Here is a 24,731-nt window from a genome sequence, read left to right as displayed (position 1 = left end):
GGCCAATCAAGAACCAAGAATGGCAGAAAGCAAAAAAACCCGCCGGTGTTTCCACCGGCGGGTTTGTTCAATTCAGCGCTGTGGGCGGTAAGGCTTAGGCCGCCAGATCCCGCAGGACGTAATGCAAAATCCCGCCATTGTTGACGTAGTCCAGTTCGTCCGCCGTATCGATGCGGCAGATCAGCGGCACGTCCTTTTCCGTCCCGTCGGCATAGGTGACCTTGGCGATCACTTTGTCGCGCGGCTTGACGTCGGCGAGGCCCTCGATGGTCACGGTCTCGTCGCCCTTAAGGCCGAGCCCGGCCCATGAGACGCCCTCGTCGAAGGTGAAGGGCACGACGCCCATGCCGACAAGGTTCGACCGGTGGATGCGCTCGAACGATTGCGCGATGACGGCCTTGACGCCGAGCAGGTTGGTGCCCTTGGCCGCCCAGTCGCGCGACGAGCCGTTGCCATATTCGCCGCCGGCGAAGACGACGAGCGGCACGCCTTCCTCGCGGTAGCGCATCGCCGCGTCATAGATCGGCAGTTCGTCCTTGGAGGGATAGTGGATCGTGTAGCCGCCCTCGCGGCCGTTTTCGCCCAGCATGTGGTTGCGGATGCGGATGTTGGCAAACGTGCCGCGCATCATCACCTCATGGTTGCCGCGCCGCGTGCCGTACTGGTTGAAGTCGGTAACGCTCACGCCATTGTCCATCAGATAGGCGCCGGCGGGAGACTGCGCCTTGATCGAGCCGGCGGGCGAGATGTGGTCGGTGGTGATCTTGTCGCCGAACAGGCCGAGGATGCGCGCGCCCTTGATGTCGCTGATTTCGCCGGCGCCCTTGCCCATGCCCGCGAAATAGGGCGGGTTCTGCACATAGGTCGAACCGTCGTCCCAGGCATAGGTCTTGCCCTCGGGCACGGTGACCGCGCGCCAGCGCTCGTCGCCCTTGAAGACATCGGCATATTTGGCCTCGAACAGTGCGCGGGTGACATGCTCGTGGATGAAGGACTGGATCTCCTGGTTCGACGGCCAGATGTCCTTGAGGAACACGTCGTTGCCGTCCCTGTCCTGGCCGATCGGGTCGGTGTCGAGATTGATGTTGACCGTGCCGGCGAGCGCATAGGCGACGACCAGCGGCGGGGAAGCCAGATAGTTGGCCTGCACGTCGGGCGAGATGCGGCCCTCGAAATTGCGGTTGCCCGAAAGGACGCCCGCGGCGATCAGGCCCTTGTCGTTGATCGTCTTGGAGATCGGGCCGGGCAGCGGGCCCGAATTGCCGATGCAGGTGGTGCAGCCGAAGCCGACCAGGTTGAAGCCGATCTGGTCGAGCTCTTTCTGAAGGCCGGAGTTTTCGAGATATTCGGCGACGACCTGCGAGCCGGGGGCCAGCGAGGTCTTCACCCAGGGCTTCTGGGCGATGCCGAGCCGGTTGGCGTTGCGCGCCAGAAGGCCGGCGCCGATCAGCACGGAGGGGTTGGAGGTGTTGGTGCACGAGGTGATCGCGGCGATCGCCACATCGCCATGGCCGAGATCGTAATCCTCGCCCTCGACGGCGTAGCGCTTGTCGATCTGGCCGGCATCCTTCTTGTATTCGGCGGTGAAGGCCTCGCGGAACTTTTCGCCGACATCGCCGAGCGGCACGCGGCCCTCGGGGCGCTTGGGGCCGGCCATGGAGGGCACCACGTCGCCAAGGTCCAGTTCCAGCGTGTCGGTGAAGACCGGATCGGCGGAACCGGACTCGCGGAACATGCCCTGCTCTTTCGCGTAAGCCTCGACCAGCGCAATCCGGTCGGCGTCGCGGCCGGTCATGGTCAGATAGTTCAGCGTTTCGGAATCGATCGGGAAGAAGCCGCAGGTCGCGCCATATTCGGGGCCCATGTTTCCGATGGTCGCCGCGTCGGCGAGCGTCAGATTGTCGAGGCCGGCGCCGAAGAACTCGACGAACTTGCCGACAACGCCCTTCTGCCGCAGCATCTGCACGACGGTGAGGACCAAATCGGTTGCGGTGACGCCTTCCTTGAGCGCGCCGGTCAGCCTGAAGCCGATCACCTCGGGCAGCAGCATGGAGATGGGCTGGCCGAGCATCGCCGCTTCCGCCTCGATGCCGCCGACGCCCCAGCCCAGAACGCCCAGACCGTTGATCATGGTGGTGTGGCTGTCGGTGCCGACGCAGGTGTCGGGATAGGCGATGGTCTCGCCGTCGGCGTCTTTCGTCCAGACGCACTGGCCGAGATATTCAAGGTTCACCTGATGGCAGATGCCGGTGCCGGGCGGCACGACGCGGAAATTGTCGAACGCGTTCTGGCCCCATTTGAGGAACCGGTAGCGCTCGCCATTGCGCTCATATTCGAGCTCGACATTGCGGGCGAAGGCGTTGGGGTTGCCGAACTCGTCGACGATCACCGAGTGGTCGATCACCAGATCGACCGGCACCAGCGGATTGATCTTTTCGGGATCGCCGCCGAGATTGACCATCGCATCGCGCATCGCCGCAAGATCGACGACGGCTGGCACGCCGGTGAAATCCTGCATCAAGACGCGCGCCGGGCGGTAGGCGATCTCATAGCCCGCCGTGCCCTTGTCGTTGAGCCAGTTGGCCACGGCCTGGATGTCGGCCTTGGTGACCGAGCGGCCATCCTCGTTCCTGAGCAGGTTTTCCAGCAGCACCTTCATCGAGAAGGGCAGGCGCGCAATGCCGTCAAGGCCGTTCTTTTCGGCTTCGGCAAGGCTGTAATAGGTGAAGCTCTTGCCGTTCACCTCAAGCGTCTTGCGGCATTTGAAACTGTCGATTGTGGACACGATGACTGACCTCCGGTTGGCCCGGCGCGTGGGCGCCCGGCGCCGCCGCTGCCGACCCTTTCGGCCCGATCAAGCTGGCGGTGAAATTGTTGGCGATTGCGCATTGCAGCAATCGCAGCGTCACGGCTTGTGAATAGATACAAATCGGTCAGGTTGAAAGACCAACCAAGGTCAAAAAGCGCGGGCGATTGCGCGCAGCGGCCATTGTGTGCCAATCAGCGCGCAAACGGGGAATGCCATGAAGCTTGTAGCGGACGGGCTCGCCGCCCGGCGCGGCAACGAGATGGTCTTCGAGGGCGTCGGCTTCGCGCTTTCCGCCGGCGAGGGCATGGCGGTCACCGGGCCCAACGGGGCCGGCAAGTCGACATTGCTGCGGGTTCTGGCCGGGTTCCTGCGTCCCGTCGCCGGCGCAGCGGCGATGACCGGCGCGCCCGGCGGCATCGCCGAGATCGCCGCCCATGCCCATTTCCTGTCGCCGCTCAACGCGATGAAGCCGGCGCTGACCGTGCGCGAGAACCTGAATTTCTGGCGCGCCTTCGGCGAAGCGCGCGCCGCAATGCCGGAGGAAGCGCTCGAACGGGTCGATCTGGGCCATGCGATCGACGTGCCGTTCTCGGACCTGTCGACCGGCCAGCGCCGCCGCGCCGCCATCGCGCGGCTGTTCGTCAATCATCGGCCGGTCTGGCTGCTGGACGAGCCGACATCGGGGCTCGACGCGCGCACTGAGGCCGCGTTCGCCGGCATCATCGCCGATCACATGGACGATGGCGGCATCGTCATCGCCGCCACGCACCTGCCGATCGAGGTGGCGGGCATGAAGAAGCTGCGCTTCACCGACGGGGGCGATGCATGATCGCGCTGATCCTCCGCGACGTGAAGCTGGGGGTCCGCGCCGGGGGCGGCGCGCTGATCGGCATCCTGTTCTATCTGGCTGTCGTCACGGTTGCGCCGTTCGCGATGGGGCCGGATCTGAACCTTCTGGCCCGGATCGGCCCGGCCATCCTGTGGACCGGGGCGCTGCTGGCATCTCTGCTCGGGCTTGAGCGGTTGTTCCAGATCGACCATGAGGATGGAGCGCTCGATCTTCTGGTGATTGCCCGGCACGAAACGCCGCTGGCGCTGACGGTGTTCGCCAAATGCGTCGCCCACTGGCTGGTGACCGGGCTTCCGCTTGTGCTTGTAACGCCGCTGCTGGGACTCCTTTTGAACATGGACGCGACCGCCATCGGCGCCACCGCGCTGACATTGCTGGTCGGCACGCCGGCGATCACCTTCATCGGCGCGGCGGGCGCCGCGGTCGCCGTCTCGCTGCCGCGCGGCGGGCTTCTGGTCTCGGTGATCATCCTGCCCTTCACCATCCCCGTCCTGATCTTCGGGGTGATGGCGACGCTGGGCGCGGTCGAAACCTTCGCGCCGTTCCTCCAGCCGTTCACGTTCCTTGCCGCGCTGACGCTGTTTTTTGCCGTGCTCGGCCCGTTCGCTGCTGCGCTCGCTCTGAAAGGGCTGCAGGATTGAGCAGCTAGCCTAGCCACCCAATGCGCGCTCGACGGCTTCCGGATCGCGTTCGATCACTTTCAGCAGAACCCGGGCCGGCTGATCGGGATAGCGCCGGTTCTGCTCCCAATCGCGCACGGTGGCCAGATTGAGACCGTATCGCTGGGCAAATGCCGACTGTGTCAGGCCCAATCGGCGCCGCAGAGCAGCGATATCGATCTTGTCGGGCACCACCGTGCGCGGCGCGCCCTTTTCGCCCTTGGCGATTGCCAGCGCCTCCTCGGCGCTTTCGACCAGTTGCTTGCCAAAGCTGCTCATCGGTTTCTCCTTTTGTCTGCAGACGTCCGGGCCCTCACCGAGGCTCTGTACGCATCTGCGATCGCCGGCAGTGTGCGTGCCAGTTGATTCCGCTCCGCCTGACTGGTGTCGGCACGATCGCCTTTCTTGACGAGTGCAAGAAGGAAGATCGGGATATCGTCAGCGGCGAAATAGTGGATCGTGCGGTAGCCTCCGCTCTTGCCCTTCCCGCTGCCGACGAAACGGACTTTTCGTGCGCCGCCCGTACCCGGAATGATCACGCCAGCGTCGGGATTACCCGCCAAAATGCGATTATTCCGGCCATCTCATCGTCGGAAAGGCCAGCCTCCTTGGCCTGACGCTCGAACACAGACGTAGTGACAACGGTGTGCATTGGCGAGAAATATACGGCAATGCCGTAGCATATGCAATGATCCGCCCGGCGGAGCTGTCGGTCATCGATCGCGTACCGCAGCACGGCATGACCGTGATACCGCTCACGCCAGCGTGTGCGGCCGATTGTCCGAGATCAATTGCGCGGCCACAATTGCCGCTCTAAGAAGACAGCCATGAGTGACGCCGCCGCATCCAAGCCGGGATTCTGGACATCTTTGGCCAATCCGACCCGCTTCATGGGCCTGTCGGCGTCGATGTTGCCATGGCTGTGGGCGATCGCCGGGGTGCTGACGATCGGCGGCCTTGCGTGGGCCTGGAACGCACCGCAGGACTATCAGCAGGGCGTCACCGTCCGCATCATGTACATTCATGTGCCGGCGGCATGGCTGGCCATGTTCGCCTACGCCGTGATGGCCGCATCGGCGCTCGGCACGCTGATCTGGCGCCATCCGCTGGCCGACGTCTCGATCCGCGCCGCCGCGCCCATCGGCGCCGCCTTCACGCTGATCTGCCTGATCACGGGCTCCCTCTGGGGGCGCCCGATGTGGGGCACATGGTGGGTCTGGGATGCGCGGCTGACCTCGGTGTTCGTTCTGATGCTGATGTATCTGGGCATCATCGCGCTGCAGCGCGCGATGGACGATCCGGCAAAAGCCGCACGGCCGGTCGCGATCCTCGTGCTGGTCGGTTCGGTCAACATTCCGATCATCAAATTCTCGGTCGATATCTGGAACACGCTGCACCAGCCCGCATCGGTCATCCGCTTCGACGGGCCGACGATCCATCCGACCATGCTTTGGCCGCTTCTGGTGACGGCGATCGGCTTCATGGTGCTGTTCGCCGCCATGCACATGCTGGCCATGCGCAACGAAATCCGCCGCCGCCGCGCCACCGCGCTGCGCCGCGCCGGCGCGCGCGGCCCGTCCGCCGCCCCGGCGACGGCCGTTCTGGAGGGCTGACACGATGCTCAGCCACTCTGCCTTTGTTCTGCTCAGCTACGGGGCGGCCGCCGCCGTGCTCGGCGCGGTGCTGGTCTGGCTGTTCATCGACCGCGCGGCGACCATGGCCGAGCTGGACCGGCTCGAACAGGCGGGCCTGAAGCGCCGTTCGGCATCGGGAGGCGACGAAAGCCGATGAACAGCACGGACGCGCCGACCCGCCGGTCGGGCATTTCCTGGCCGATCATGATCGCGGTGATCGTCTTCTTCGCGCTGGCTGGCGTCTTTGCCTACATGCTGGTGCTGCCCGACCGGGTGGCGTCGACCGTGCCGTCGGCCCTGATCGGACGCGACGCCCCGCAGACGCCGCTGCCGGCGGTCGAAGGCATGACGACCGAGGCGGGCGATCCGATGCCCGGCTTCGATCCGGCCATGCTCGAGGGCAACATCTCGCTCGTCAACATCTGGGGTTCCTGGTGCGCGCCCTGCCGCGAGGAGCATCCATGGCTGATGGAACTGGCCAACGATCCGCGCATCCGGCTGATCGGCTTCAACTACAAGGACAAGCCGGAGAACGCGATCCGTTTCCTGCGCCAGCTCGGCAATCCCTATGATGCGGTCGGCGCCGACGGCAATGGCCGCACGGCGATCGAATGGGGCGTCTATGGCGTGCCGGAGACCTTCATCGTCGGCCCGGACGGCGTGATCGCCTACAAGCATGTCGGCCCGATCAGCCAGGACATCATGACCCGCAAGATCGTGCCGGAGATCGACCGGCTGACGGCGGAGTAACCCCGCCGCGCCCTGCCCTCATCCTGAGGTGCGAGCAAACATCCCTCGTCCTTCGAGGCTCGCGTTGCTCGCACCTCAGGATGAGGGATGTTTGCGAGCCTCGAAGGGCGAGGACAGGGCCTGCCGATAAGGCTGGCCTTCCGGGCGCAGCCCGCCTATATGCGGCGCAACAACAGCCGCTTTTCCGAGACATTCAATGGCCCTTCGCAACATCGCGATCATCGCGCATGTCGACCATGGCAAGACGACGCTGGTCGACGAACTTCTCAAACAGTCCGGCGTCTACCGCGACAATGAGCGCGTCGAGGAGCGCGCGCTCGATTCCGGCGACATCGAGAAGGAGCGCGGCATCACGATCCTTGCCAAGGCCACCTCGGTGACCTGGCAGGATACGCGCATCAACATTGTCGACACGCCCGGCCACGCCGATTTCGGCGGCGAGGTGGAGCGCATCCTGAACATGGTGGACGGGGCGATCGTGCTGGTCGATGCCGCCGAAGGGCCGATGCCGCAGACCAAGTTCGTCGTCGGCAAGGCGCTCAAGGTGGGCCTCAGGCCAATCGTCGCCGTCAACAAGATCGACCGGCCCGACGCGCGCCCGGACGAGGTGATCAACGAGGTGTTCGACCTGTTCGCCGCGCTCGACGCCGATGACGAACAGCTCGATTTTCCGATCCTGTACGGCTCCGGCCGGGACGGCTGGATGGCCGCCGGACCGGACAAGCCGTCAGACGCCTCGCTTGCGCCGCTGTTCGACCTGGTGCTCGACCACGTGCCCGAACCTTCCGTCGGCGACGGCCCGTTCCGGATGATCGGCACGATCCTCGAGGCCAATCCGTTCCTGGGCCGCATCATCACCGGCCGCATCCATTCGGGCGCGGTCAAGCCGAACCAGACCATCAAGGTGATGGACGGGGACGGCAAGACGCTGGAAACCGGCCGTGTCTCCAAGATCCTCGCCTTTCGCGGCCTCGAGCGCCAGCCGATCGACGAAGGCCGGGCCGGCGACATCGTCGCCATTGCGGGCCTTTCCAAGGGCACGGTCGCCGACACGTTCTGCGACCCGTCGGTGACCGAGCCGCTTGAAGCGCAGCCGATCGACCCGCCGACCGTGACGATGAGCTTCATCGTCAACGATTCGCCGCTCGCGGGCACCGAAGGCGACAAGGTGACCAGCCGCGTCATCCGCGACCGGCTGATGAAGGAGGCCGAGGGCAATGTGGCCCTTAGAATCGAGGATTCCGAGCAAAAGGACGCCTTCCACGTCTCCGGCCGGGGCGAGTTGCAGCTTGCGGTCCTGATCGAGACGATGCGCCGCGAAGGGTTCGAACTGGCGGTTTCGCGGCCGCGGGTCGTCATGCAGACCGGCGAGGACGGCGCAACGCTCGAGCCGATCGAAGAGGTCGTCGTCGATGTCGACGAGGAGCATTCGGGCGCCGTCGTCCAGAAGATGAGCGAACGCAAGGGCGAGATGATCGAGCTCAAGCCGTCCGGCGGCGACCGGGTGCGGCTGGTCTTCCATGCGCCGACGCGCGGGCTGATCGGCTACCAGTCCGAGCTTCTGACCGACACCAAGGGCACGGCGATCATGAACCGGCTGTTTCATGAATATGCGCCGTTCAAGGGCACCATCGCGGGCCGCAACAATGGCGTTCTGATCGCCAACGAGCCGGGCGAGGCGGTCGCCTATGCGCTGTTCAACCTCGAGGACCGGGGTCCGATGGTCATCGATCCGGGCGTCAAGGTCTATCAGGGCATGATCGTCGGCATCCACACGCGCGACAACGATCTGGAAGTCAACGTGCTCAAGGGCAAGAAGCTGACCAATGTGCGTGCCGCCGGCAAGGACGATGCGGTCAAGCTGACCCCGCCGGTGAGGATGACGCTGGAACGCGCCCTGTCGTGGATCCAGGACGACGAGTTGGTCGAGGTGACGCCCAAATCGATCCGCCTGCGCAAGCTCTATCTCGATCCGCACGAGCGCAAGCGCTTCGAAAAGACCCGCGCCAGCGCCTGACCGGCGGTCGACCGCCGGGCACGTCAACAGGATGTGAAATTGATCGGCGCGGGGGCAAAACGCTCTTGCCCGACGCGGCGCGCTGGCTCATGGTTAACAAATCATGACCGCGCTGACGATCGACATACGCCCCGCAGACCCGCGCGATGCGCCCGGGATCGCCGAGGTGCATGCCGAAGCGTGGCAGAACGCCTATGCGGGCATCATCCCCCACACATCGCTGCGCGGCATGATCGGCCGGCGCGACCATCGCTGGTGGCAGCGCGCGATCCGGCGCGGCACGTCGGTGATGGTGCTCGATCTGGGCGGCATGATCGCCGGCTATGTCACCTACGGTCTCAACCGGGCGCGCGCCCTGCCGCAGGATGGCGAGGTCTACGAGATCTATCTGCGCCCCGAATATCAGGGCGTCGGTTTCGGCAGCCGCCTGTTCGCCGCCGCGCGCGGCCAGCTTGCGAGCCATGGCTGCAAGGGCCTGGTCGTGTGGGCGCTGGCGGAAAATATCGGCGCGACGGACTTCTATCGCGGCCAGGGCGGCCAGCCTGTGGCCGAAGGCGCCGAGGTGTTCGACGGCCGCAAGCTGGCCAAGATCGCCTACGTCTGGAATTGAGCGGCACTTGTGGCCGGTTCTAGGCCTCCCGCATCCGGTCGTAAGCTTCCTTCATTTTCAGACCAAGCTCCTTGGCGGCCTCACCGACCTCCTCGGCCGATTCGTCGAACTGCGCGCGACTGGCAAATCTGTCCCAGTCCTTCATCAGTTCGTCCCACTCGTCTTCGGCTTCGCGTGCGCCAAGATGCAGTTGAAGACGCAGTTCATCCCGCATCCTTTTCAGGTCGTCTATCCAGTCCGCGTTGTCGGCCATTTCCACCTCCACATGCTGATCTCATCGCACTTGCTGCACTCACTACGGAGCATTCAAGTCTCAAAACATGGGACGGCTTTGCGTGCGAACCGAGCTGGACGCGCAAATCCGCGATCTGACGACGCCGCGCAGCCCGCTTCGCCATGTGGCGGACCATCCGGCTCACCTGTGTATGGAATGCCCCCAAATTCCGCCGCAACGTCCGCGTGGCGGCAAGACCCCAAGGGCCGCCGGTCCCTCCCCAAACCGGCGTTGCGCCCGGGGCGGTTTTCGATTGTGATGGCGCCATGATCACCCGCCGGACGGCGCTCGGCCTTGCTGGAGCGGGCGCCGCCATCGCCAAGGGCACCGGAGCCGCCATGGCCGAGACCCAGGCCGTCATCGACGATTTCAGCCGGCCCGGCCCGCTCGCCTCGAACGGGGCCACATGGCGCTATGCCGCCGACGGGGTGATGGGCGGGGTTTCGCGCGGAGCGATGACGTGCGAGGCGATCGAGGGCCGGCCCGCGCTGCGTCTGACCGGGCAGGTCAGCCTCGACAACAATGGCGGCTTCATCCAGCTTTCACTCGATCTTTCGGACACGGGGGCATCGGTGGATGCGAGCGGTTTCGCCGGCATCGCGGTCGATGCGAACGGCAATGGCGAGCGCTACAATGTGCACCTGCGCACCGACGATCTGCGCCGGCCGTGGCAGTCCTACAGGCAAGGCTTCCATGCCGGGTCCGGCTGGCGGACATACCGGCTGCCGTTTGCCGGCTTCGAGGGCCATCGGACCCCGGCGCCGCTCAATGTCGCCCGGCTCCGCCGCATCGGCATAGTCGCCATCGGCCGCGAGTTCGGCGCCGATATCGCGGTTGGCGGCGTACGCTTCTTTTCCTGACCGTTGCGTTCGCCGTGGCGCTTGGAACGGGCGGGGCGGCATGCATGCGATTTCGCTGTATCGGGACGCGCGGTATGATAGGCGTTGACGCCGCGTCAGCATAATGGCGCACGCCGCGCCGTATTGCCGAAGAACCGAGCGACCGGAGACGACCACCGTGCAGATCATGACCGCGTTTTCTCAATACATGCCGCATGGCATGTGCCTCTCGTGGCAGCCCTGGCTTGTCATCTTGTGGGCAGGGTCCGACTTGCTGATCTTCATCTCCTATTTCGCCATACCGCTGGCTCTGCTCAGCGTGCTGCGCCAGCGGCCGGACCTGAAACATCGCGGTCTGGTCGGGCTTTTTGCCGGGTTCATCTTGCTGTGCGGACTGACCCATGCATTGTCCATCGTCACGCTCTGGATCCCGATCTATCCGCTGCAGGGCTATGTGAAGCTGGCAACGGGTCTGGTCTCGGCGGCGACCGCGATCGTCCTGTTCCGCCTGGTGCCGACGCTGATCACGATTCCGACACCCAGCGAGCTTCAGGAGGCGAACCAGAACCTGAAACGGGAGATCGCGGCGCATGAAGCCACGCTGGCGAAGTTGCGGCAGGCCCAGCACAATCTTGAGGCCGAGGTCGAGGAGCGAACGGCGGAACTGAAGCGCGCGAACGCCCAGCTTGCCATTTCGACGCGCGAGGCGGTTCATCGCAGCCGGAACCTGATCGCCGTGGTTTCCTCGATCGCGCGGCAGAGTGCGCGCAGTCATGGCGATGCCGGCGGTTTCATCGATACCTTCATCGGGCGGCTCAATGCGCTGGCCGATGCGACATCGATCGTCATGAAGGGCGAAACGCGGACCTCGGCCGATCTGGGTCAGGTGGTCAGGACGCAGTTAGAGCCGGTTCTGATGACATATGGCGACCGGATCAAGGTCGAAGGCCAGCCGATCGATGCCGGCTCGGAGGCTGCCCAGCAGATCAGCCTGGCGCTTCACGAACTGGCCACCAACTCCCAGAAATACGGTGCGCTTTCCGCCGATGCCGGAGCGATCAGCGTGTCGTGGACAAAGCTGGCGGCCGATGGCGACGACGCCGAGCGTCTCGTGCTGCGGTGGGACGAGGAAATCTCCGAGGCGGCAGCGCGATCTTTTGCGGATGCGGGATCGGGCGGATTTGGAAGCCGCTTGCTGACGAAGATCGTTCCGACCGTTCTTCGCGGCAGTGCGCGACGCGAGGTGGAGGACAGCACGCTGACCTATGAGCTCATCTTGCCCCTGTCGGCATTGAAGGACAATGTGAACCGCGACGGCGATGCGGATCTGGCGGCGCGCATCGTCGACAGGGATTTCGGTTTGGCCTGAAGACCCATAGCGGGCCGACCTGTGCCCGGGCAGACTGCCCGGCCTTTCGGCGGCGGATGGGCTGTTCCGGCATCCGCCGCACCGTGCCGCTGCGCGCCGGACCGTCCGGTCCGGTCAGTTCCGGTGGTAGCGCCGCAGCTCCGGGCCGGACGTGATCATCGCCGAGGGTTCGTCCGCACCGGCAGGCAGCGGCGTGTCGGCGGTGCACTGGGCGCATCCGCAGGCCGAATAGCCCGGCCAGGCCGGCGGCGACCGGTTGGTCCACGAACCGATCCAGCCGCCGCTGCTCGCGCACAGCGGGTTGCAGATGGCCGGCGCTTCGGCGTCGGAGCCGGGAAATGTCGTGCTCTCCAGATCGCAGCTTCCGCTGAAGGCGCCCCTGACGGCGGTTTCGACGGTGCCGCCGAACGTGTGGAACGCATCCCGGTCGGTCGTCGGCATGTTGACGAGGATCGCGTCGTTTCCGGTCAGCACCGCCTTCATCTGGGCATAGAGCGGGTCCTGCGCGCTCAGCGCATCCAGGATGCTGGTGCGGGCCGGGAACAGATAGGACAGATCCCCGGACGGTGGCGCGATCGCGTTCTGGACGACGGTCTGTTCCGTCATCAGGTTGGCCAGCGTGAAGGGAAGCGTTCCGCCGCCCGCAAGGAAAGTCGAATTGCTGTTCACGCCGACCACGTCGGCATAGAACATGTTCGGCACACCGGTGTCCTTGCTCCATGGAAAGGCGCGCAGCTTGAGCATCCCGCGCGTCGCATCGGACATCTGCGACATGCTTTCCGAAAAGCCGATCGACGTCCGGCCATAGCCTTCGCTGAAATAGCCGGCGCGGACATACTGATCCTCCACGCCCGGCAGCGACGGGATGGCGCCGGTCAGCGCATTGTACCAGCTCGCGCTTTCGGAAAGCCTGGCCAGCGCATCGACGATCGACTGGTCGAGCGGGTTCATCGACGGCCACGCGCCATTGTCCAGAAGCCCCTTGACCATGTAGTCGACGGCGATCGTCGTCTTGCCCGATATGTTGAGCATGGCGCCGGTCCGGTCGAACGGCACCGGGCTGATATAGACGCCGGCCGGGTTGACCGACAGGAATTCGGGCAGCGTGCTCACGCCGTCCATGTCGGTATCGCCATCCCGGTAGAACATGATGTTGGTACAGCCCAGCATGGGCAGGGCGAACATGCTGCCGTCGTTCCGGGTCAGCGCCTTCTGCGCATATTCGACGAAATCGGAGGCGTCGGAGATCGAGCTGGCGGGCACCGGCGTCGTCTGCGTCTTCCAGTAATCGAGATACATCGCGTCAAAGACGAACACGTCGATGGGGGCCTGCGTCCCGCTGCCATTGGTGTAGACCGGGTCGGACGAATAGCCGCCGTCCCAGACATTGCCGTCGGTGATCAGGTACAACTTTTCGGTCTGGCCTGCCGCCGCCCATGCCGAGCAGATGGACGACGCGAAGGCATCGATGTCCGGAACATAAGGGTAAAGCCCGGCGGCGATGCATTGCTCGCCGTCGGTGCAGGGGGTGCCGCAGTTCTGCGCCAGCGCCCTCTGGGACGGAGCGAACGGGACAAGCAACAAGGCCAGCGCACAGGCTCTTGCGAACAGTTTCACGGCAACACCTCCCACGCTCCGCCTGCATGGCAAACGAAAGCATTTCCAAAATCTACTTTGTCAAAAACGGCTTACCATGTGACTATAAAAGAAACAGTCTCATGCGAAATTGATTGTGTCATATATAAAACTGCATTGAAAGGCTTTCCTCGAAATTATGTTTTGACGATATTGCTGTAGTATATTCGAAGACCACTATCCGACTGGACCCGCCGGCGGGCCGCGTCCCGCCGCCCCACGCCCAAGGTCGTGTTGCGGTGCGGTGGGCGCGCGGCTATCAACGGGCGGCGATTTCATGTTTTTTGTCGCGCTTTCGAACCGCAGGGCGGCCAGCCCGTGGCCGAGGCGCTCCGAGCGGAGACCCCCATGCGCATCGACGCCATTTCCATCGGCGACACGCCGCCGCACGATGTCAACGTCATCATCGAGGTGCCGCTGGGCGGCCATCCGATCAAATATGAGCTGGACAAGGACGCGGGCACGCTGGTCGTCGACCGGTTCCTCTATACGCCGATGGCCTATCCGGGCAATTACGGCTTCGTGCCGCACACGCTGTCCGACGATGGCGACCCGATCGACGTTCTGGTGTGCAACACGCGGCCGCTGATCCCGGGCTGCGTGATCAATGTGCGGCCGATCGGCGTGATGCTGATGGAGGACAATTCGGGACAGGACGAGAAAGTCATCGCCGTGCCCTCGCCCGCGCTGACCAAGCGTTATGACGGCGTCAAGGACTATACCGACCTGCCGGAGATCACGCTGCAGCAGATCGAGCATTTCTTCGAGCACTACAAGGATCTCGAGCCCGGCAAGTGGGTCAAGCTGGGCGGCTGGCAGAACCGGGAGACAGCGGAAAAGCTGATCGTCGAGGCGATCGAGCGGGCCAAGGGCTGACGGTGCCGCCGACCGGCCCGGCGGCTCAGCCTTGCAGCCGCTTCCAGACATCGATCCCCGACCAGTCCTCGAGGAACCTGTAGGGATAGGCCGGCAGCGGAGCCGATGACACCTCGCCCAGCGCGCTGAGATCATCGGGTTCCAGCGCCAGATCGACGGCGCCGAGATTGCCTTCGAGCTGTTCGGCGGTGCGTGCGCCCAGAAGAACGGTGGCGACGCCGGGACGCGCCAGCAGCCAGGCAATCGCGACATGCGCCGGCGGGCGCCGGTAGCGCGCGGCGATCGACCGAAGCACGTCAAGGATTGCGTGGGTGCGCGCGGTGTTGCGCAGCTCATAGGCCTCCACGCCCCTGTCCGGATCCTCGCCCAGCCGCGTGGCGCCGGCGGGGCGCCGGTCGGCCCCGTACTTGCCGGTCAGCCAGCCGCCGCCAAGCGGCGACCAGGGCACGACGCCGATGCCGGCCTCCAGCGCGCATGGCAGCACTTCGATCTCGATGCCGCGCTCGAGCAGGTTGTATTGCGGCTGGAGGGCGACCGGAACCGGATAGCCGCCGGCGCGGGCCGCCGACACGATCTTCTGCAACTGCCACCCGGCGACATTGGACCAGCCGACAGCATGGACCTTGCCGGCGCGCACCAGATCGCCGAGCGTCGCCAGCGTCTCCTCCACTTCCGTGTGCCGATCCCAGCCATGGACGTAATAGAGGTCGATGGCCTCGACGCCGAGACGCTTGAGACTTGCATCGACCGACCGGACAAGCGCCCGCCTTGACGCTCCATGGCTGCCGGGCGGCGGGGCGAAGCGCCCCTTGGTCGCGACGATCAGGTCGTCAACCCCGCCGCGCTGGCGCGCCCAGTTGCCGATGATCCGCTCGGACGCGCCCTTGCCATAGACATCGGCCGTGTCGATGAAGGTGCCGCCGCGGTCGACGAAGAGGTCAAGCTGGCGGAACGCCTCCGCCTCGTCGGTCTCGACCCCGAAGGTCATGGTGCCCAATGCCAGTTGCGAAACGACGGGGCCGCCGCGGCCCAACTGTCGGACCGGCATGGCCATCTGGCTTGCGGTGCGCTGCGTCAATCCCTGTCTCCCCTCGGTGGCGGAGGCGCCGGCATGGTCGTCCGATCGGCGCCAGCGGCAATGTGAGACGCTGGCTTGCCGGCGCACAAGGGCGCGTTCTGAAAAGCGCTTTTCACATTTGGGCGACGGCGGACGCGCTAGGCCGCCGTTTCGCCGGCCTTCAATCGCTCGACGAGCGCAACGACCGGTCCGATGCTGTCCTTGTCCATGAAGTCGAAGCCGTGCAGTTCCTCGCGTGCCGCCTGCCTGTCCCGGTTCATCAGGCTTCCGATGATCAGCATCATCCGGTCATAACGGGTCAGTTCCCTGGGGTCCTGCCGTCCGCGCAGCGCCACATGATGCATCCTGTCGATCAGGTCCTGCGGCAGGCTTTCGGCGATCCAGCCGTCGAGCTTTTCGCCCGCCGAGACGCCAGACACGGTGAACACGATCACCGGTTTTTTGGCGATTGTGTCGAGATGGCGCCGCACCCATTTCCAGAACATCAGCTTGTGATAGATGACCGGGCTGCCAAGGACGAGAAAATCGAAATCCCCGATCGATGCCCCGCCGGCGTCGATGTCGTATGCGTCGAGCCCCGTCGCCTCGGCGATCCACCGCGCATACTGGCCGGTGCTGCCATATCTGGTGGCGTAGAAGATGGCACCCTTCATGACATCACCGTGTGCTGGGACATGCGTGGAACCTAGCGGAACGGCCCCGCTTCGCATTGATCGGTGTTAACGCGAGAAGCGCCCGGCCGACTTTGCAATCGATGCCCTGGCGGGTTAAGGCCGATGGCAACCCGCCCCGGCGCATCCGCGCGCAACGGTGGCCTGGTCCCACCGATGCCGGAGCCGATCGATGACCACAGACCGCGCCCTGATGCCAGACTATCTGCGCCTGTTCGCGCTGTTCGGCATCGTCGTCGTCAATGTCCAGTTCATGGCCTATCCGATCGAAGAGGGCTTTGTCGGCGCAACGCAACAGAGCCCGGCCGATGCGGTGGCGGCATGGCTGGTCGGCGGGCTGGCTCTTCTGAAGAGCTACGGGCTCTTTTCCTTCATGTTCGGCGTCGGGCTGGCCTTCCAGATGCGCTCGGCGGAGAAGCGGGGCCTGGTCTTCGGCCAGTTCTACCGCAACCGAATGATGGGCCTGGCCCTGTTCGGGCTGGCCCACGGGCTCCTGTTCTTTCCCGGCGACATTCTGGTTGCCTATGCGATCACCGGCGCGATCCTCTACCGGGTTCGCACCTGGCCGGCCGGCCGCCTCATCCGGCTGGGTACCATCCTTCTGGTCGTGCAGCTCGTTTTGACCATGGCGATGATCGCCGCGTTTCCGACCGCGCCGGCAGAAGCCGCCGCGCTCGAACGCTACATCATGACCGAAGGGTCCTTGGCGCAGGTTCTGGGCTTCCGGGCGGTGATGTTCGTCATCGCCTTCATCTTCGTACTGCTGGCACAGGGCATGGCGGCGCTTGGCTGGTTCTGCCTTGGGCTGGCGGCGGTCAAGTCCGGGCTGATCGACGCGCCGGGCCATCCGGTCTGGCAGAAGGCGCGGCGCTGGTGCCTTGTGCCCGGTCTGGCCCTCAGCCTTTCGGCGGCGGCGATCTGGCAGTGGCACGACCCCCTGATGGGAGAGTTGCTGGTCGTGCTCGTCGCGCCGTTGACGACGCTCGGCTATCTGGGCCTGATCGCAGCGCTGGCCCGCCCGCCGGGACCCTTCATGGCGCGGCTCCTGACCGCCGGCGGTTCCAGCCTGACCATCTATCTGGGCCAGTCGATCCTTCTGTCGACGATCTTTGCGCCCTACGGGCTCGGCCTTTGGGACGCTGTCGGTCCGGCCGCCGCCGTGCTGATCGCAATCGGCGTGACGATCGCGCTGATCGTGCTTGTCGCCCTGTGGCGCATGCGTTTCGCATTGGGCCCGTTCGAATGGGCGTTGCGGTGGATCAGCCGGCGCGGCGTTGCAGGCGCAGCCTGAGGCGTCAGATAATCGCCGGGGCCAGCACGTTGCGGACGATCTGGCCGACGAAATAGATGCCGATGAACAGGACGATCGGCGAGATGTCGATGCCACCCAGATCGGGCAGGAAACGCCGGATCGGCCGCAGCAGCGGTTCGGTCGCCTTGTAGAAAAACTCGCCCAGCATCGAGACGAAGCGGTTCGACGAATTGACCACGTTGAAGGCGTAGAGCCACGAGAAGATCACCGCGCCGATCACGATCCACGTGTAGATGTTGAGCGCAAACAGAAGTGTGTTGATGATCGTCAGGCCCACGCTCGTTCTCCTTTTCGCCGGGACGCCCTCACATAGGCGCACCGGGCCCGATCGGCAAGCGTGGCGGCACCCTTGCGCTCCCGGACAAAAAAGCCTTTGTGCCGGCCGGCCAAAACGCCTATCGCCGCGCGATGAGCGATGATGGTGCAACCGGCGAGCCGGCTCCGGGGCGTTTCGAGGCATTCGCCTATCCGGCCTATGTCAAATACTGGACGGCGCGGTTCGCCACCACGTTCGCCACCTATGTGGTGGCGGTCGCGGTCGGCTGGCAGGTCTACGACCTGACGCGCGATCCGCTCGATCTGGGCATTATCGGACTGGTGCAGTTCCTGCCGCTGCTGCTTCTGGTGCTGGTCACCGGCACGGTGGCAGACCGCTATGGCCGGCGTACGGTGATGGCCGCGTCGACCGCTTTGGCATTCCTGTGCGCCTTGGCGATCCTGTACTTTTCCTGGCGCGGGCTGACCTCGCCGATGCCGATCTTTGTCGCCCTGTTCGGCTTCGGCATCGCGCGGGCCTTCTTCGCGCCGGCCTCGCAGTCGCTGGTCGTCAATCTGGTGCCGCAGCGTGTCTTTCCCAATGCGGTGGCGTGGAATTCCTCGGCCTGGCAGACCGCGTCCATTCTCGGTCCGGTCGCCGGCGGTCTTCTTTACGGCATCGGCGCGACCTTCACCTATGCGGTCTCGGCGCTGATGCTGGCGGTGGCCACCGCGCTTGTCCTGACGATCCCCAAGCCGGCCGAACGCTCCCACATCACCAAGGTGACGTTCGATTCGCTGTTTGCGGGCCTGCGCTACATTCGCGACCAGAAGGTTGTGCTCGGCGCCATCTCGCTCGACCTGTTTGCCGTGTTCCTGGGCAGCGCCGTCGCGCTGCTGCCGATCTTCGCGCGCGATGTGCTCGAGGCCGGGCCATGGGCACTCGGCATGTTGCGCGCGGCGCCCGGCGCCGGTGCGGTGCTGATGGCGGTCTGGCTCGCCACATCGCCGGTGCGCGACCATGCCGGCCGCATCCTGCTCGTGTCGGTCGGCCTGTTCGGTGTCTTCACCATCGTCTTCGGTCTGTCGCAGCTCGCCTGGCTGTCGGTGATCGCGCTGGCGCTGATCGGCGCCTTCGACATGATCAGCGTCTATATCCGCGAGACGGTGCTGCAGATATGGACGCCCGACGAGGTGCGCGGCCGGGTCAATGCGGTCAACATCGTGTTTCTGGGCGCCTCGAACGAGTTGGGCGACATGCGCGCCGGTTTTGTCGCCGCCTGGATCGGCGCCGTGCCTGCGGTGGTCATTGGCGGCATCAGTTCGGTTGCCGTCGCCGCCGGCTGGGCGCTGCTCTTCCCGCAATTGCGCGACGTGCGGCGTCTCGACCGGCAGGAATAGATCACCGGGCGACCGCGGTTTCCCGCTCGAAGACGATGTCGAGAAAGTCGGCCAGCCACCGGCGCACGGCGTGGTCGTGGTGCAGGCGTCCATGCAGATGGTCGCGCCCGATCTGCGCGCCCGGCAGCTCGAACCGGTGCGCGCCGCGCACCACCCAGCGCTGCATCATCGCCTGGGTCAGTTCGGCATGGAACTGCACCCCCCAGGCATTCTCGCCGTAGCGGAAGGCCTGATTGGGATAGGCATCGGCGGTCGCCAGATGCTCGGCGCCCGATGGCAGCGAGAAGCCTTCGCGATGGAACTGGTAGATCATCTCCGGCCAGTCCATCAGCGCCTTGCCCGCTTCGGTCGGCGCCAGCGGATACCAGCCGATCTCGACATGGCCGTCGTCGCGCCCGGCAACCGTGCCACCCAGATGGTTGACCAGCATCTGCGCGCCCAGACAGATGCCGAAGAACGGCTTGTTCTCCCTCAATGGCACGGCGAGCCAGTCGGTCTCGCGCTTGACATAGTCTTCGGGATCGTTGGCACTCATCGGGCCGCCGAACATCACCGCGCCGGCATGGTGTTGGAGCGTGTCGGGCAGCGGGTCGCCCATGGGAGGCCGGCGGATGTCGAGCGCGTGTCCGCGCGCCTCGAGCATCTGGCCGACGCGGCCCGGTGACGATGTCTCCTGGTGCAGGATGACCAGAACGGGCTTTTTGGCGTTGCCAGCGTCATGCCCGGTTCCGGCTGCCGCGCTTGTGGTGCCGTCAGCCTTCATCGCCGCCTTCGATGCCGAGCCGCTCCTGCACGCGCTGACGCATCAGCACGCGGTCGCGTCCGCTGACGCCGAGCAGTTCGGAGATGCGCCAGACCACATTGTCTTCGAGCTCGTGGCGTACGCCGTCGGCATAGACCATCTCCCACAGGATCTCGATGAAGCCGATCCGGTCGGAGGCGCTCATCGTGTTCATCAGGATCGAGGTAAACCGGTAGAGATCGACCGCTTCGCCATCGGCCTGGCGCGCTGCCTTGATCAGCGTTTCAAGTTCGGTCTTGTCGAGCGAATATTCCTCGCCGAGCACCGCGGCAAACCGCTCGCGCTCGACCGGGCGAAGCACGCCGTCGGCCTGGATGACGTGATACATCAGCGCCGCAGCCGCAAGTTGCGGGCTGTCGGGTTCGGCGGCGGCCGCGCCATCCGCACCGTCGACAAGTTCCCTGACAAACGACCGGAACCGGTCCAGCATGACATCGCCCCATCTGTTGTCGGCCCAAAAGCCCGTCCGCGCCGAACGGACCCCGGCGCGCCGCTGGCTTCCAATCTAGACCGAATCCGCCCTAAAACAACCGGAAGCGGCGGGGCTTGTCCGGCTCGCCATCCTCGACGCCCGGATCGTCCGGGATCGGCGGCTTGAGCGGCGCTTGCTCCCCGCTATCAGCATCTGCCTTGACGCCGACGTCCGGTTTATCGGCCGGCTTGGCGGGCGGGTCGGCGGCCGGCGCGGCGGGCGCAGGTTCCGCCGGCGGCTGCGATGTGCCGGCCTGCGCCCTTGCGGGGTCATTGTCGCCGGCCTTGCCGTTGGCCATCGCTGCAGAGGCCGCCGCCGCGGCGGCCGTTTCGATGGCGGGTGCGGCCTTGGCCTTGTCCTCGGTGCCCCGGTCCTCGTCCATCCCGGTCGATTCGGGAGCGGTTTCGGTGTCGGCGGCTGGCGTTTCGTCGGGCGCGTCGCCCGCAGCCCTGGTCCGCTCCTCGCGCGCCGCTTCGACCCGGGCAGCCAGATCGACCGGCTCGCCGATCGTCTTGACCGGCGCGGCATCGGCTTGCGGCTCGGGCTGTGCGTCCACGACCGGCAGGGCCGGTACGACCGATTCCTCCGCGTCGGCGGACGGGCCGGCATCTGCAGGCGTGCCCGGCACCATCGGGTCGAGATCGTTCTCGATCAGCGCGCCGGTGCGTTCGACCGGCACCTTCCATTCAAACGCATCGATCCGCCCGGTGACGGGCGAGAAGGGTGACCATTTCTCGGCGACGATGCCGTCGGCCGTCCAGGCCGGATCGCGCGCGGCACGCACGGCCCGCGACAGCCATTCGCGCACCTTGCCCTGATCGCCGGTCTCGGCATCCTCAATGTCGGCCATCAGCATGAAGGCGCTTTCGCGCGGCTCGTTGCGCAGGACCGCGGCGACCGATTTTCGCGCCTGCTCGAACTCGCCCGCCTCCAGCGCCATCTGCGCGACGATGAGCGAGGATTCGGTGGTGTTGGGCTTGATCGCCTCCAGCCGCCGCGCGCGCTTGAGCCGGTCGAGCGCCGAATCGCCCGGACGCGCATTGACGTAGGCGAGCGCCACGTCCGGATGGGGCGCCTTGCGCCAGCAGGTTTCCAGAACCTTGACGCCCCGCCGCATCTCGTTGAGGCGGAAGGCGGCTTCGGCGGCGGTGACGGCGGCGGGCGCGAAACCCGGCGCCAGACGGTGCGCTTCCAGCGCCGCCTGTTTGGATTTGGCCGGATCGCTTTCGGCATTGTCCATCGCCAGCGCGGTCAGCAGCACGGCGCGCTTGCGGTCGGCGTCCTCGCGCGCGACATGCTTTGCGGCCTTTTGCTTGTCGAGCAGGCGGATCGCGCCGTCCCAGTCGCCCGAAGCGGTTTTCAGATCGATCGCCGCCTTGCCGGCCCAGATCAGTTGCGGACCGAGTTCGGCGGCCTTTTCCGCATAGTGCTTCTGGGCTTCCCGGTCGCCGAGCCGTTGCGCCTCCATGTAAAGCCCGCGCAGGCCCAGAAGACGCAGTTCGGGGTCTTCGAGCATCGCCTCGAACTTCTGCCGCGCATCGCCATGCTTGCCTTCGAGCAGGGTTGTCTGCGCGTCGAGCAGCTGGATCAGCGGCTCGGTGGTCTCGTTCAAAAGCCCGCCCGCCTGCTTGAGCATGCGCCGCGAGGTGGCCGGATCGCCCGATCCGGCGGCAATGATGCCGGTCGACAGCGACTGGTAGCCGCGGTCGCGCTTGCGCGCGCGGAAGAAGCGGTTGAGCCGTTCGGGCGAAGTGAAGACGACGCGGATGATCCACCAAGTCAGCATGATCGCCGCGACGATTGAAACGACGCCGACGGCGGCGACCATCAGTGAGACATGGATGAGCTGGTCACCCACGGTGACGGCGACATCACCGGGCATGTCGGCGAGCCAGGCAAAGCCGAAGCCGAGCGCGAAAACCAGCGCGATGAAGATGAGCACCTTGATCATGGCAACGCTCCCTTACTGCGTCGCGCCGGCCGGGGGCGCGGAGGGACGCGCCGCCGACATGGCGTTGGCGAGAGCGCCGGCGACGAGCTGATCGACGGTCTGGCGCGCGCGGACCCTGTCCATGAAGTCCGCCGAGGCGGCCTTGGCCGGATCGGGGAGCGTCTCCCATTCGGCCAGCGCGCCTTCGAGATTGCCGTCCTTGAGCCGGGTTTCGACGCGGGCGGCGATGGCGCCGGGCGTGTCGCCTTCGGCCTCGCCGACCGGACGCACCTGCACCAGCGACCGGGCGCTCGACATCAGCCGGTCGCCGAGCGAGGCGTTTTCGTCCAGGCCCTGGCCGGTGGCGACGATCCGGTTGGCAACGGCGGCGAAACCGTCGGAGAGTTGCGTGACCGTCGGCACGCCGGAGGCGGCGAAATCGCGCAACTGCGCCACGGTCTCGTCTTCGCCGGCGACCGAGGCATAGGCTTCGAGCTCGGTCGCAAAGGCGCTGCCGCGATCGATGGCCGATTTGAGGCCGGCCGCCGCGATGGCTCGCGCGACGACGGTGGAATCCGCGCCACCCTCGGCCAGCCGGTCCTGCGCCTCCGACAGCGCCGCTTCGTTGGCGTCGATGCGCGCTGCGAGCGCGGCCAGCCCGTCACTGACCGTCGTTTCCATGCCCTGAACGCTGTCGCGCACGGTGCCGACGTCGCCGGCCAGCGTGTCGAGATCGCCGCGCAGCGCATCAAGGTCGCCCTGCACTGCGGCGACGGTTTCGCCGAGCGCCTGCATCGCCTCGGCGCCGGCGGCGTCCGCGCCGCTTGCGGAAAGGTCCGCCATCTGTGCGGTCATGCCCGTCACCTGCGCCTCGATCTGGTCGAGACGGCCGGAGAGGGTTTCAAGTCCGGCACCTTCGCCGGCGGCGCCCGACGACATGGCCGAGCGCAATGCGTCGATATCGGCGGTCAGCGTCTCGATGGCGGACAGCGCGCTGCCGCTGTCGGCCTGTGCGCTCCGGGCCGCTTGTGCCGCCGCTTCGATCTGGCCGGCCAGTTCGGCGGGCACGGCCGCTTCGCCCGACGCGGGCGCTGCGGCCATCTCGTCGAGACGCGCCTGCAACTGCGCGATCTCGGACTGGACCGGTGCCAGATCGACGGTCTCGGCGGGTGCCGAACCGAAGGAGGGCAAAAGACCGGTCCATTGCAGTCCTGCGCCGGCGACGAGCGCGATCACGCCGCCGATGATGCCACCGGCGATGGCGCCCGAACCGCCGCGCCGCGCGGGCGCGGGAGGGGTCGGTGGCGCTGCACGATGGGTGCGAGGCGTGTCTGCGTCGCCGCTTCTGTCGGTTCCGCCCGGTTGGGCTTTCTCCGCCTTTCCGTCTTCTCCGGCTTTGGCGAATGGCGAAGCTTCATTGCCGGTGGCTGAAGCCTTGTCCCCGGCGGTCGAAGCCCTGGCGCCTGGCTTGGCGGCCTGCTCCATGGCCACCGGTTCCGCCGCCTTGGGCTTCGCAGCCTTTTCGGCCGACGATTTGGAGGCACCGCCGGCGGTCGCGCCGGCGGTCTTCTCCGCCTCGAGATCGATGGTGACGGGCTTGCGAGTGCCGCCCCGTCCCGCGCCTCGCGACGGTCTTGCGCGCTGTGCCATGAACGCTCTCCCTTGAACCAGCGGACCAGATGTTGCCCGGTTCTAGCACGGCGGTGCGGAATCAAAAGCCGTCATTGGTCAAGTGCCGGCAATCAGGACGAAAAATGTCGCCGCACCGTCTCGACGAGCGAGTCGTCACGCGGTGCCGGCGCGGCGATGATCGACGCCTGCGCAAGCCTTTCAAGGGGCTCGCCGGCGCGCCCGGAAATCAGAAAAAGCGTTGTGTTCTCAAGCAATTGTTGGCGACCCGTTGCCTCAAGGGCATCGGCGAGCAGCCGGGCGGACATGCCGGAGTGCAGCAGCATACCGTCGAGATCGGCGCATTTTAGCGCATCCGTGATTTTGTCAGTCAAGTGGCTGACTTTTTGTATTGTGTAGGTCTCGATCAAGGTGACCTTGCGTCCGGTTTCCGACAGGCGCCGCTCCAGTTCGCCCGTCCGCACGCGGCCGCACATATAGGCGACGGTCGCATCGGCGGGGATGGCATGGCCGACCAGTTCGGCGAGCGCGATGGCGTCGCCGTCGGCGGACCTGACATCGACCATGCCTGCCTCTCGCGCGGCGCGCGCGGTTGCATCGCCCACCGCAAAGACCGGCATGGCGCGCACGGCGTCGACCAGCGCCGGCGGCGCGTGGGTCAGCGCCTTGGCGCTGGTGACGGCCGCCGCGGCACTGCGCCCGGCTTCGGCAATCGTTGCATCCTTCACCGGCAGGTCTACGCTTTCGGTGAACGGGCAGATGATGGCTTCGATGCCGGCCTCACCCAACGCGGCGGCGGTGCGCGATGCGCCCGGCTCGGGCCGCGTCACCAGAACGCGCGGGCGGCGTCCCGTCACCG

At 66.0% G+C, this 24,731-nt stretch carries 25 protein-coding genes; 12 read left to right on the top strand and 13 right to left on the bottom strand.

Features of this window, described 5'->3' with window-relative positions:
* Nucleotides 1-94: 94 nt before the first annotated feature.
* Nucleotides 95-2,785, bottom strand: coding sequence for an aconitate hydratase AcnA (gene acnA, locus ACOQOU_RS09170; protein ID WP_420578709.1), 2,691 nt, complete (start codon nucleotides 2,783-2,785; stop codon nucleotides 95-97).
* Between the two features lie 238 nt (nucleotides 2,786-3,023).
* On the opposite strand from acnA, the gene ccmA reads away from it, so the two are divergent.
* Nucleotides 3,024-3,638, top strand: a complete 615-nt coding sequence (gene ccmA, locus ACOQOU_RS09165; RefSeq protein ID WP_306025379.1) for a heme ABC exporter ATP-binding protein CcmA — start codon at nucleotides 3,024-3,026, stop codon at nucleotides 3,636-3,638.
* Entirely contained in the window at nucleotides 3,635-4,300 is a 666-nt protein-coding gene (ccmB, locus tag ACOQOU_RS09160; protein ID WP_109769459.1) for a heme exporter protein CcmB, read from the top strand. Before ccmA ends, ccmB begins: the two co-directional genes overlap by 4 nt.
* Nucleotides 4,301-4,309: 9 nt before the next feature.
* Here ccmB and ACOQOU_RS09155 read toward each other — a convergent pair whose 3' ends face one another.
* Together ACOQOU_RS09155 and ACOQOU_RS09150 are read right to left on the bottom strand one after the other, a co-directional pair.
* Nucleotides 4,310-4,597, bottom strand: coding sequence for a helix-turn-helix domain-containing protein (locus ACOQOU_RS09155; RefSeq protein ID WP_306025380.1), 288 nt, complete (start codon nucleotides 4,595-4,597; stop codon nucleotides 4,310-4,312).
* Nucleotides 4,594-4,881 (bottom strand): hypothetical protein, encoded by a 288-nt coding sequence (locus tag ACOQOU_RS09150; protein ID WP_420578708.1) that lies wholly within the window; start codon nucleotides 4,879-4,881, stop codon nucleotides 4,594-4,596. The genes ACOQOU_RS09155 and ACOQOU_RS09150 overlap by 4 nt, the downstream gene beginning before the upstream one ends.
* A 264-nt stretch (nucleotides 4,882-5,145) precedes the next feature.
* Here ACOQOU_RS09150 and ACOQOU_RS09145 point away from each other — a divergent pair, with 264 nt between their 5' ends.
* From ACOQOU_RS09145 to ACOQOU_RS09125, 5 genes are all read left to right on the top strand, one after another.
* Nucleotides 5,146-5,931, top strand: coding sequence for a heme ABC transporter permease (locus ACOQOU_RS09145; RefSeq protein ID WP_306025381.1), 786 nt, complete (start codon nucleotides 5,146-5,148; stop codon nucleotides 5,929-5,931).
* Between the two features lie 4 nt (nucleotides 5,932-5,935).
* A complete protein-coding gene (ccmD, locus tag ACOQOU_RS09140) occupies nucleotides 5,936-6,109 on the top strand; it encodes a heme exporter protein CcmD (RefSeq protein WP_109769454.1) in 174 nt (57 codons plus the stop codon).
* A complete protein-coding gene (locus ACOQOU_RS09135) occupies nucleotides 6,106-6,702 on the top strand; it encodes a DsbE family thiol:disulfide interchange protein (RefSeq protein ID WP_306025382.1) in 597 nt (198 codons plus the stop codon). Before ccmD ends, ACOQOU_RS09135 begins: the two co-directional genes overlap by 4 nt.
* A 196-nt stretch (nucleotides 6,703-6,898) precedes the next feature.
* Nucleotides 6,899-8,719: a translational GTPase TypA gene (gene typA / locus ACOQOU_RS09130; RefSeq protein ID WP_306025383.1), complete on the top strand. Its 1,821-nt coding sequence runs from the start codon at nucleotides 6,899-6,901 to the stop codon at nucleotides 8,717-8,719.
* Nucleotides 8,720-8,822: 103 nt separating this feature from the next.
* Complete coding sequence (locus ACOQOU_RS09125) at nucleotides 8,823-9,329, top strand: GNAT family N-acetyltransferase (protein ID WP_109769451.1); 507 nt, start codon at nucleotides 8,823-8,825, stop codon at nucleotides 9,327-9,329.
* A gap of 19 nt (nucleotides 9,330-9,348) precedes the next feature.
* Here ACOQOU_RS09125 and ACOQOU_RS09120 read toward each other — a convergent pair whose 3' ends face one another.
* Complete coding sequence (locus ACOQOU_RS09120; RefSeq protein ID WP_306025384.1) at nucleotides 9,349-9,582, bottom strand: hypothetical protein; 234 nt, start codon at nucleotides 9,580-9,582, stop codon at nucleotides 9,349-9,351.
* A 287-nt stretch (nucleotides 9,583-9,869) separates the two neighbouring features.
* Between ACOQOU_RS09120 and ACOQOU_RS09115 the strand changes: the two genes are divergently transcribed.
* Both ACOQOU_RS09115 and ACOQOU_RS09110 read left to right on the top strand, forming a co-directional pair.
* Nucleotides 9,870-10,463 (top strand): CIA30 family protein, encoded by a 594-nt coding sequence (locus ACOQOU_RS09115; protein ID WP_306025385.1) that lies wholly within the window; start codon nucleotides 9,870-9,872, stop codon nucleotides 10,461-10,463.
* Nucleotides 10,464-10,629: 166 nt separating this feature from the next.
* Nucleotides 10,630-11,811, top strand: a complete 1,182-nt coding sequence (locus ACOQOU_RS09110; protein ID WP_306025521.1) for a sensor histidine kinase — start codon at nucleotides 10,630-10,632, stop codon at nucleotides 11,809-11,811.
* Nucleotides 11,812-11,925: 114 nt separating this feature from the next.
* On the opposite strand, the gene bcmE is transcribed toward ACOQOU_RS09110, so the two are convergent.
* Entirely contained in the window at nucleotides 11,926-13,428 is a 1,503-nt protein-coding gene (gene bcmE, locus ACOQOU_RS09105; protein ID WP_306025386.1) for a thiamine pyridinylase, read from the bottom strand.
* A 366-nt stretch (nucleotides 13,429-13,794) separates the two neighbouring features.
* Here bcmE and ppa point away from each other — a divergent pair, with 366 nt between their 5' ends.
* Nucleotides 13,795-14,322: an inorganic diphosphatase gene (gene ppa / locus ACOQOU_RS09100; RefSeq protein WP_306025387.1), complete on the top strand. Its 528-nt coding sequence runs from the start codon at nucleotides 13,795-13,797 to the stop codon at nucleotides 14,320-14,322.
* A 25-nt stretch (nucleotides 14,323-14,347) separates the two neighbouring features.
* Here the strand turns inward: ppa and ACOQOU_RS09095 are convergent, their stop codons facing one another.
* The gene (locus ACOQOU_RS09095) at nucleotides 14,348-15,370 is read right to left on the bottom strand and encodes an aldo/keto reductase (RefSeq protein ID WP_306025522.1); all 1,023 of its coding nucleotides are present in this window, start codon (nucleotides 15,368-15,370) and stop codon (nucleotides 14,348-14,350) included.
* Between the two features lie 167 nt (nucleotides 15,371-15,537).
* The gene (locus tag ACOQOU_RS09090; RefSeq protein ID WP_306025388.1) at nucleotides 15,538-16,053 is read right to left on the bottom strand and encodes a flavodoxin domain-containing protein; all 516 of its coding nucleotides are present in this window, start codon (nucleotides 16,051-16,053) and stop codon (nucleotides 15,538-15,540) included.
* A 190-nt stretch (nucleotides 16,054-16,243) separates the two neighbouring features.
* Here ACOQOU_RS09090 and ACOQOU_RS09085 point away from each other — a divergent pair, with 190 nt between their 5' ends.
* Nucleotides 16,244-17,362, top strand: coding sequence for a DUF418 domain-containing protein (locus tag ACOQOU_RS09085; protein WP_109765746.1), 1,119 nt, complete (start codon nucleotides 16,244-16,246; stop codon nucleotides 17,360-17,362).
* Between the two features lie 4 nt (nucleotides 17,363-17,366).
* On the opposite strand, the gene ACOQOU_RS09080 is transcribed toward ACOQOU_RS09085, so the two are convergent.
* Nucleotides 17,367-17,660, bottom strand: coding sequence for a YggT family protein (locus tag ACOQOU_RS09080; protein WP_109765745.1), 294 nt, complete (start codon nucleotides 17,658-17,660; stop codon nucleotides 17,367-17,369).
* Between the two features lie 131 nt (nucleotides 17,661-17,791).
* Here ACOQOU_RS09080 and ACOQOU_RS09075 point away from each other — a divergent pair, with 131 nt between their 5' ends.
* Nucleotides 17,792-19,039, top strand: coding sequence for an MFS transporter (locus tag ACOQOU_RS09075; RefSeq protein ID WP_306025389.1), 1,248 nt, complete (start codon nucleotides 17,792-17,794; stop codon nucleotides 19,037-19,039).
* Nucleotide 19,040: 1 nt separating this feature from the next.
* On the opposite strand, the gene ACOQOU_RS09070 is transcribed toward ACOQOU_RS09075, so the two are convergent.
* From ACOQOU_RS09070 to ACOQOU_RS09050, 5 genes are all read right to left on the bottom strand, one after another.
* Nucleotides 19,041-19,802, bottom strand: a complete 762-nt coding sequence (locus ACOQOU_RS09070; protein ID WP_306025390.1) for a glutamine amidotransferase — start codon at nucleotides 19,800-19,802, stop codon at nucleotides 19,041-19,043.
* Complete coding sequence (locus tag ACOQOU_RS09065; RefSeq protein ID WP_109765743.1) at nucleotides 19,792-20,271, bottom strand: TerB family tellurite resistance protein; 480 nt, start codon at nucleotides 20,269-20,271, stop codon at nucleotides 19,792-19,794. The genes ACOQOU_RS09070 and ACOQOU_RS09065 overlap by 11 nt, the downstream gene beginning before the upstream one ends.
* 91 nt (nucleotides 20,272-20,362) lie before the next feature.
* On the bottom strand, nucleotides 20,363-22,264 hold the full coding sequence (locus tag ACOQOU_RS09060) for a heme biosynthesis protein HemY (protein ID WP_306025391.1): 1,902 nt from the start codon (nucleotides 22,262-22,264) through the stop codon (nucleotides 20,363-20,365).
* Between the two features lie 12 nt (nucleotides 22,265-22,276).
* A complete protein-coding gene (locus tag ACOQOU_RS09055; RefSeq protein WP_306025392.1) occupies nucleotides 22,277-23,893 on the bottom strand; it encodes a COG4223 family protein in 1,617 nt (538 codons plus the stop codon).
* A 92-nt stretch (nucleotides 23,894-23,985) separates the two neighbouring features.
* Nucleotides 23,986-24,729 (bottom strand): uroporphyrinogen-III synthase, encoded by a 744-nt coding sequence (locus ACOQOU_RS09050; protein WP_306025393.1) that lies wholly within the window; start codon nucleotides 24,727-24,729, stop codon nucleotides 23,986-23,988.
* Nucleotides 24,730-24,731 lie beyond the last annotated feature (2 nt).

It is taken from the genome of Oceaniradius stylonematis (assembly GCF_965223445.1).
Classification (GTDB): Bacteria; Pseudomonadota; Alphaproteobacteria; order Rhizobiales; family Rhizobiaceae; genus Roseitalea; species Roseitalea stylonematis.
The sequence above is the reverse complement of the archived record's forward strand: the minus strand, read 5'-3'. Positions and strand labels throughout refer to the sequence as shown.

Excerpts from the sequence above, each read along its gene's own strand:
- ccmA (WP_306025379.1), top strand. The coding sequence starts at position 3,024 with ATGAAGCTTGTAGCGGACGGGCTCGCCGCCCGGCGCGGCAACGAGATG.
- ccmB (WP_109769459.1), top strand. The coding sequence starts at position 3,635 with ATGATCGCGCTGATCCTCCGCGACGTGAAGCTGGGGGTCCGCGCCGGG.
- ACOQOU_RS09155 (WP_306025380.1), bottom strand. The coding sequence starts at position 4,597 with ATGAGCAGCTTTGGCAAGCAACTGGTCGAAAGCGCCGAGGAGGCGCTG.
- ACOQOU_RS09145 (WP_306025381.1), top strand. The coding sequence starts at position 5,146 with ATGAGTGACGCCGCCGCATCCAAGCCGGGATTCTGGACATCTTTGGCC.
- ccmD (WP_109769454.1), top strand. The coding sequence starts at position 5,936 with ATGCTCAGCCACTCTGCCTTTGTTCTGCTCAGCTACGGGGCGGCCGCC.
- ACOQOU_RS09135 (WP_306025382.1), top strand. The coding sequence starts at position 6,106 with ATGAACAGCACGGACGCGCCGACCCGCCGGTCGGGCATTTCCTGGCCG.
- typA (WP_306025383.1), top strand. The coding sequence starts at position 6,899 with ATGGCCCTTCGCAACATCGCGATCATCGCGCATGTCGACCATGGCAAG.
- ACOQOU_RS09125 (WP_109769451.1), top strand. The coding sequence starts at position 8,823 with ATGACCGCGCTGACGATCGACATACGCCCCGCAGACCCGCGCGATGCG.
- ACOQOU_RS09120 (WP_306025384.1), bottom strand. The coding sequence starts at position 9,582 with ATGGCCGACAACGCGGACTGGATAGACGACCTGAAAAGGATGCGGGAT.
- ACOQOU_RS09115 (WP_306025385.1), top strand. The coding sequence starts at position 9,870 with ATGATCACCCGCCGGACGGCGCTCGGCCTTGCTGGAGCGGGCGCCGCC.
- ACOQOU_RS09110 (WP_306025521.1), top strand. The coding sequence starts at position 10,630 with ATGACCGCGTTTTCTCAATACATGCCGCATGGCATGTGCCTCTCGTGG.
- ppa (WP_306025387.1), top strand. The coding sequence starts at position 13,795 with ATGCGCATCGACGCCATTTCCATCGGCGACACGCCGCCGCACGATGTC.
- ACOQOU_RS09095 (WP_306025522.1), bottom strand. The coding sequence starts at position 15,370 with ATGCCGGTCCGACAGTTGGGCCGCGGCGGCCCCGTCGTTTCGCAACTG.
- ACOQOU_RS09090 (WP_306025388.1), bottom strand. The coding sequence starts at position 16,053 with ATGAAGGGTGCCATCTTCTACGCCACCAGATATGGCAGCACCGGCCAG.
- ACOQOU_RS09085 (WP_109765746.1), top strand. The coding sequence starts at position 16,244 with ATGACCACAGACCGCGCCCTGATGCCAGACTATCTGCGCCTGTTCGCG.
- ACOQOU_RS09075 (WP_306025389.1), top strand. The coding sequence starts at position 17,792 with ATGAGCGATGATGGTGCAACCGGCGAGCCGGCTCCGGGGCGTTTCGAG.
- ACOQOU_RS09070 (WP_306025390.1), bottom strand. The coding sequence starts at position 19,802 with ATGAAGGCTGACGGCACCACAAGCGCGGCAGCCGGAACCGGGCATGAC.
- ACOQOU_RS09065 (WP_109765743.1), bottom strand. The coding sequence starts at position 20,271 with ATGCTGGACCGGTTCCGGTCGTTTGTCAGGGAACTTGTCGACGGTGCG.
- ACOQOU_RS09060 (WP_306025391.1), bottom strand. The coding sequence starts at position 22,264 with ATGATCAAGGTGCTCATCTTCATCGCGCTGGTTTTCGCGCTCGGCTTC.
- ACOQOU_RS09055 (WP_306025392.1), bottom strand. The coding sequence starts at position 23,893 with ATGGCACAGCGCGCAAGACCGTCGCGAGGCGCGGGACGGGGCGGCACT.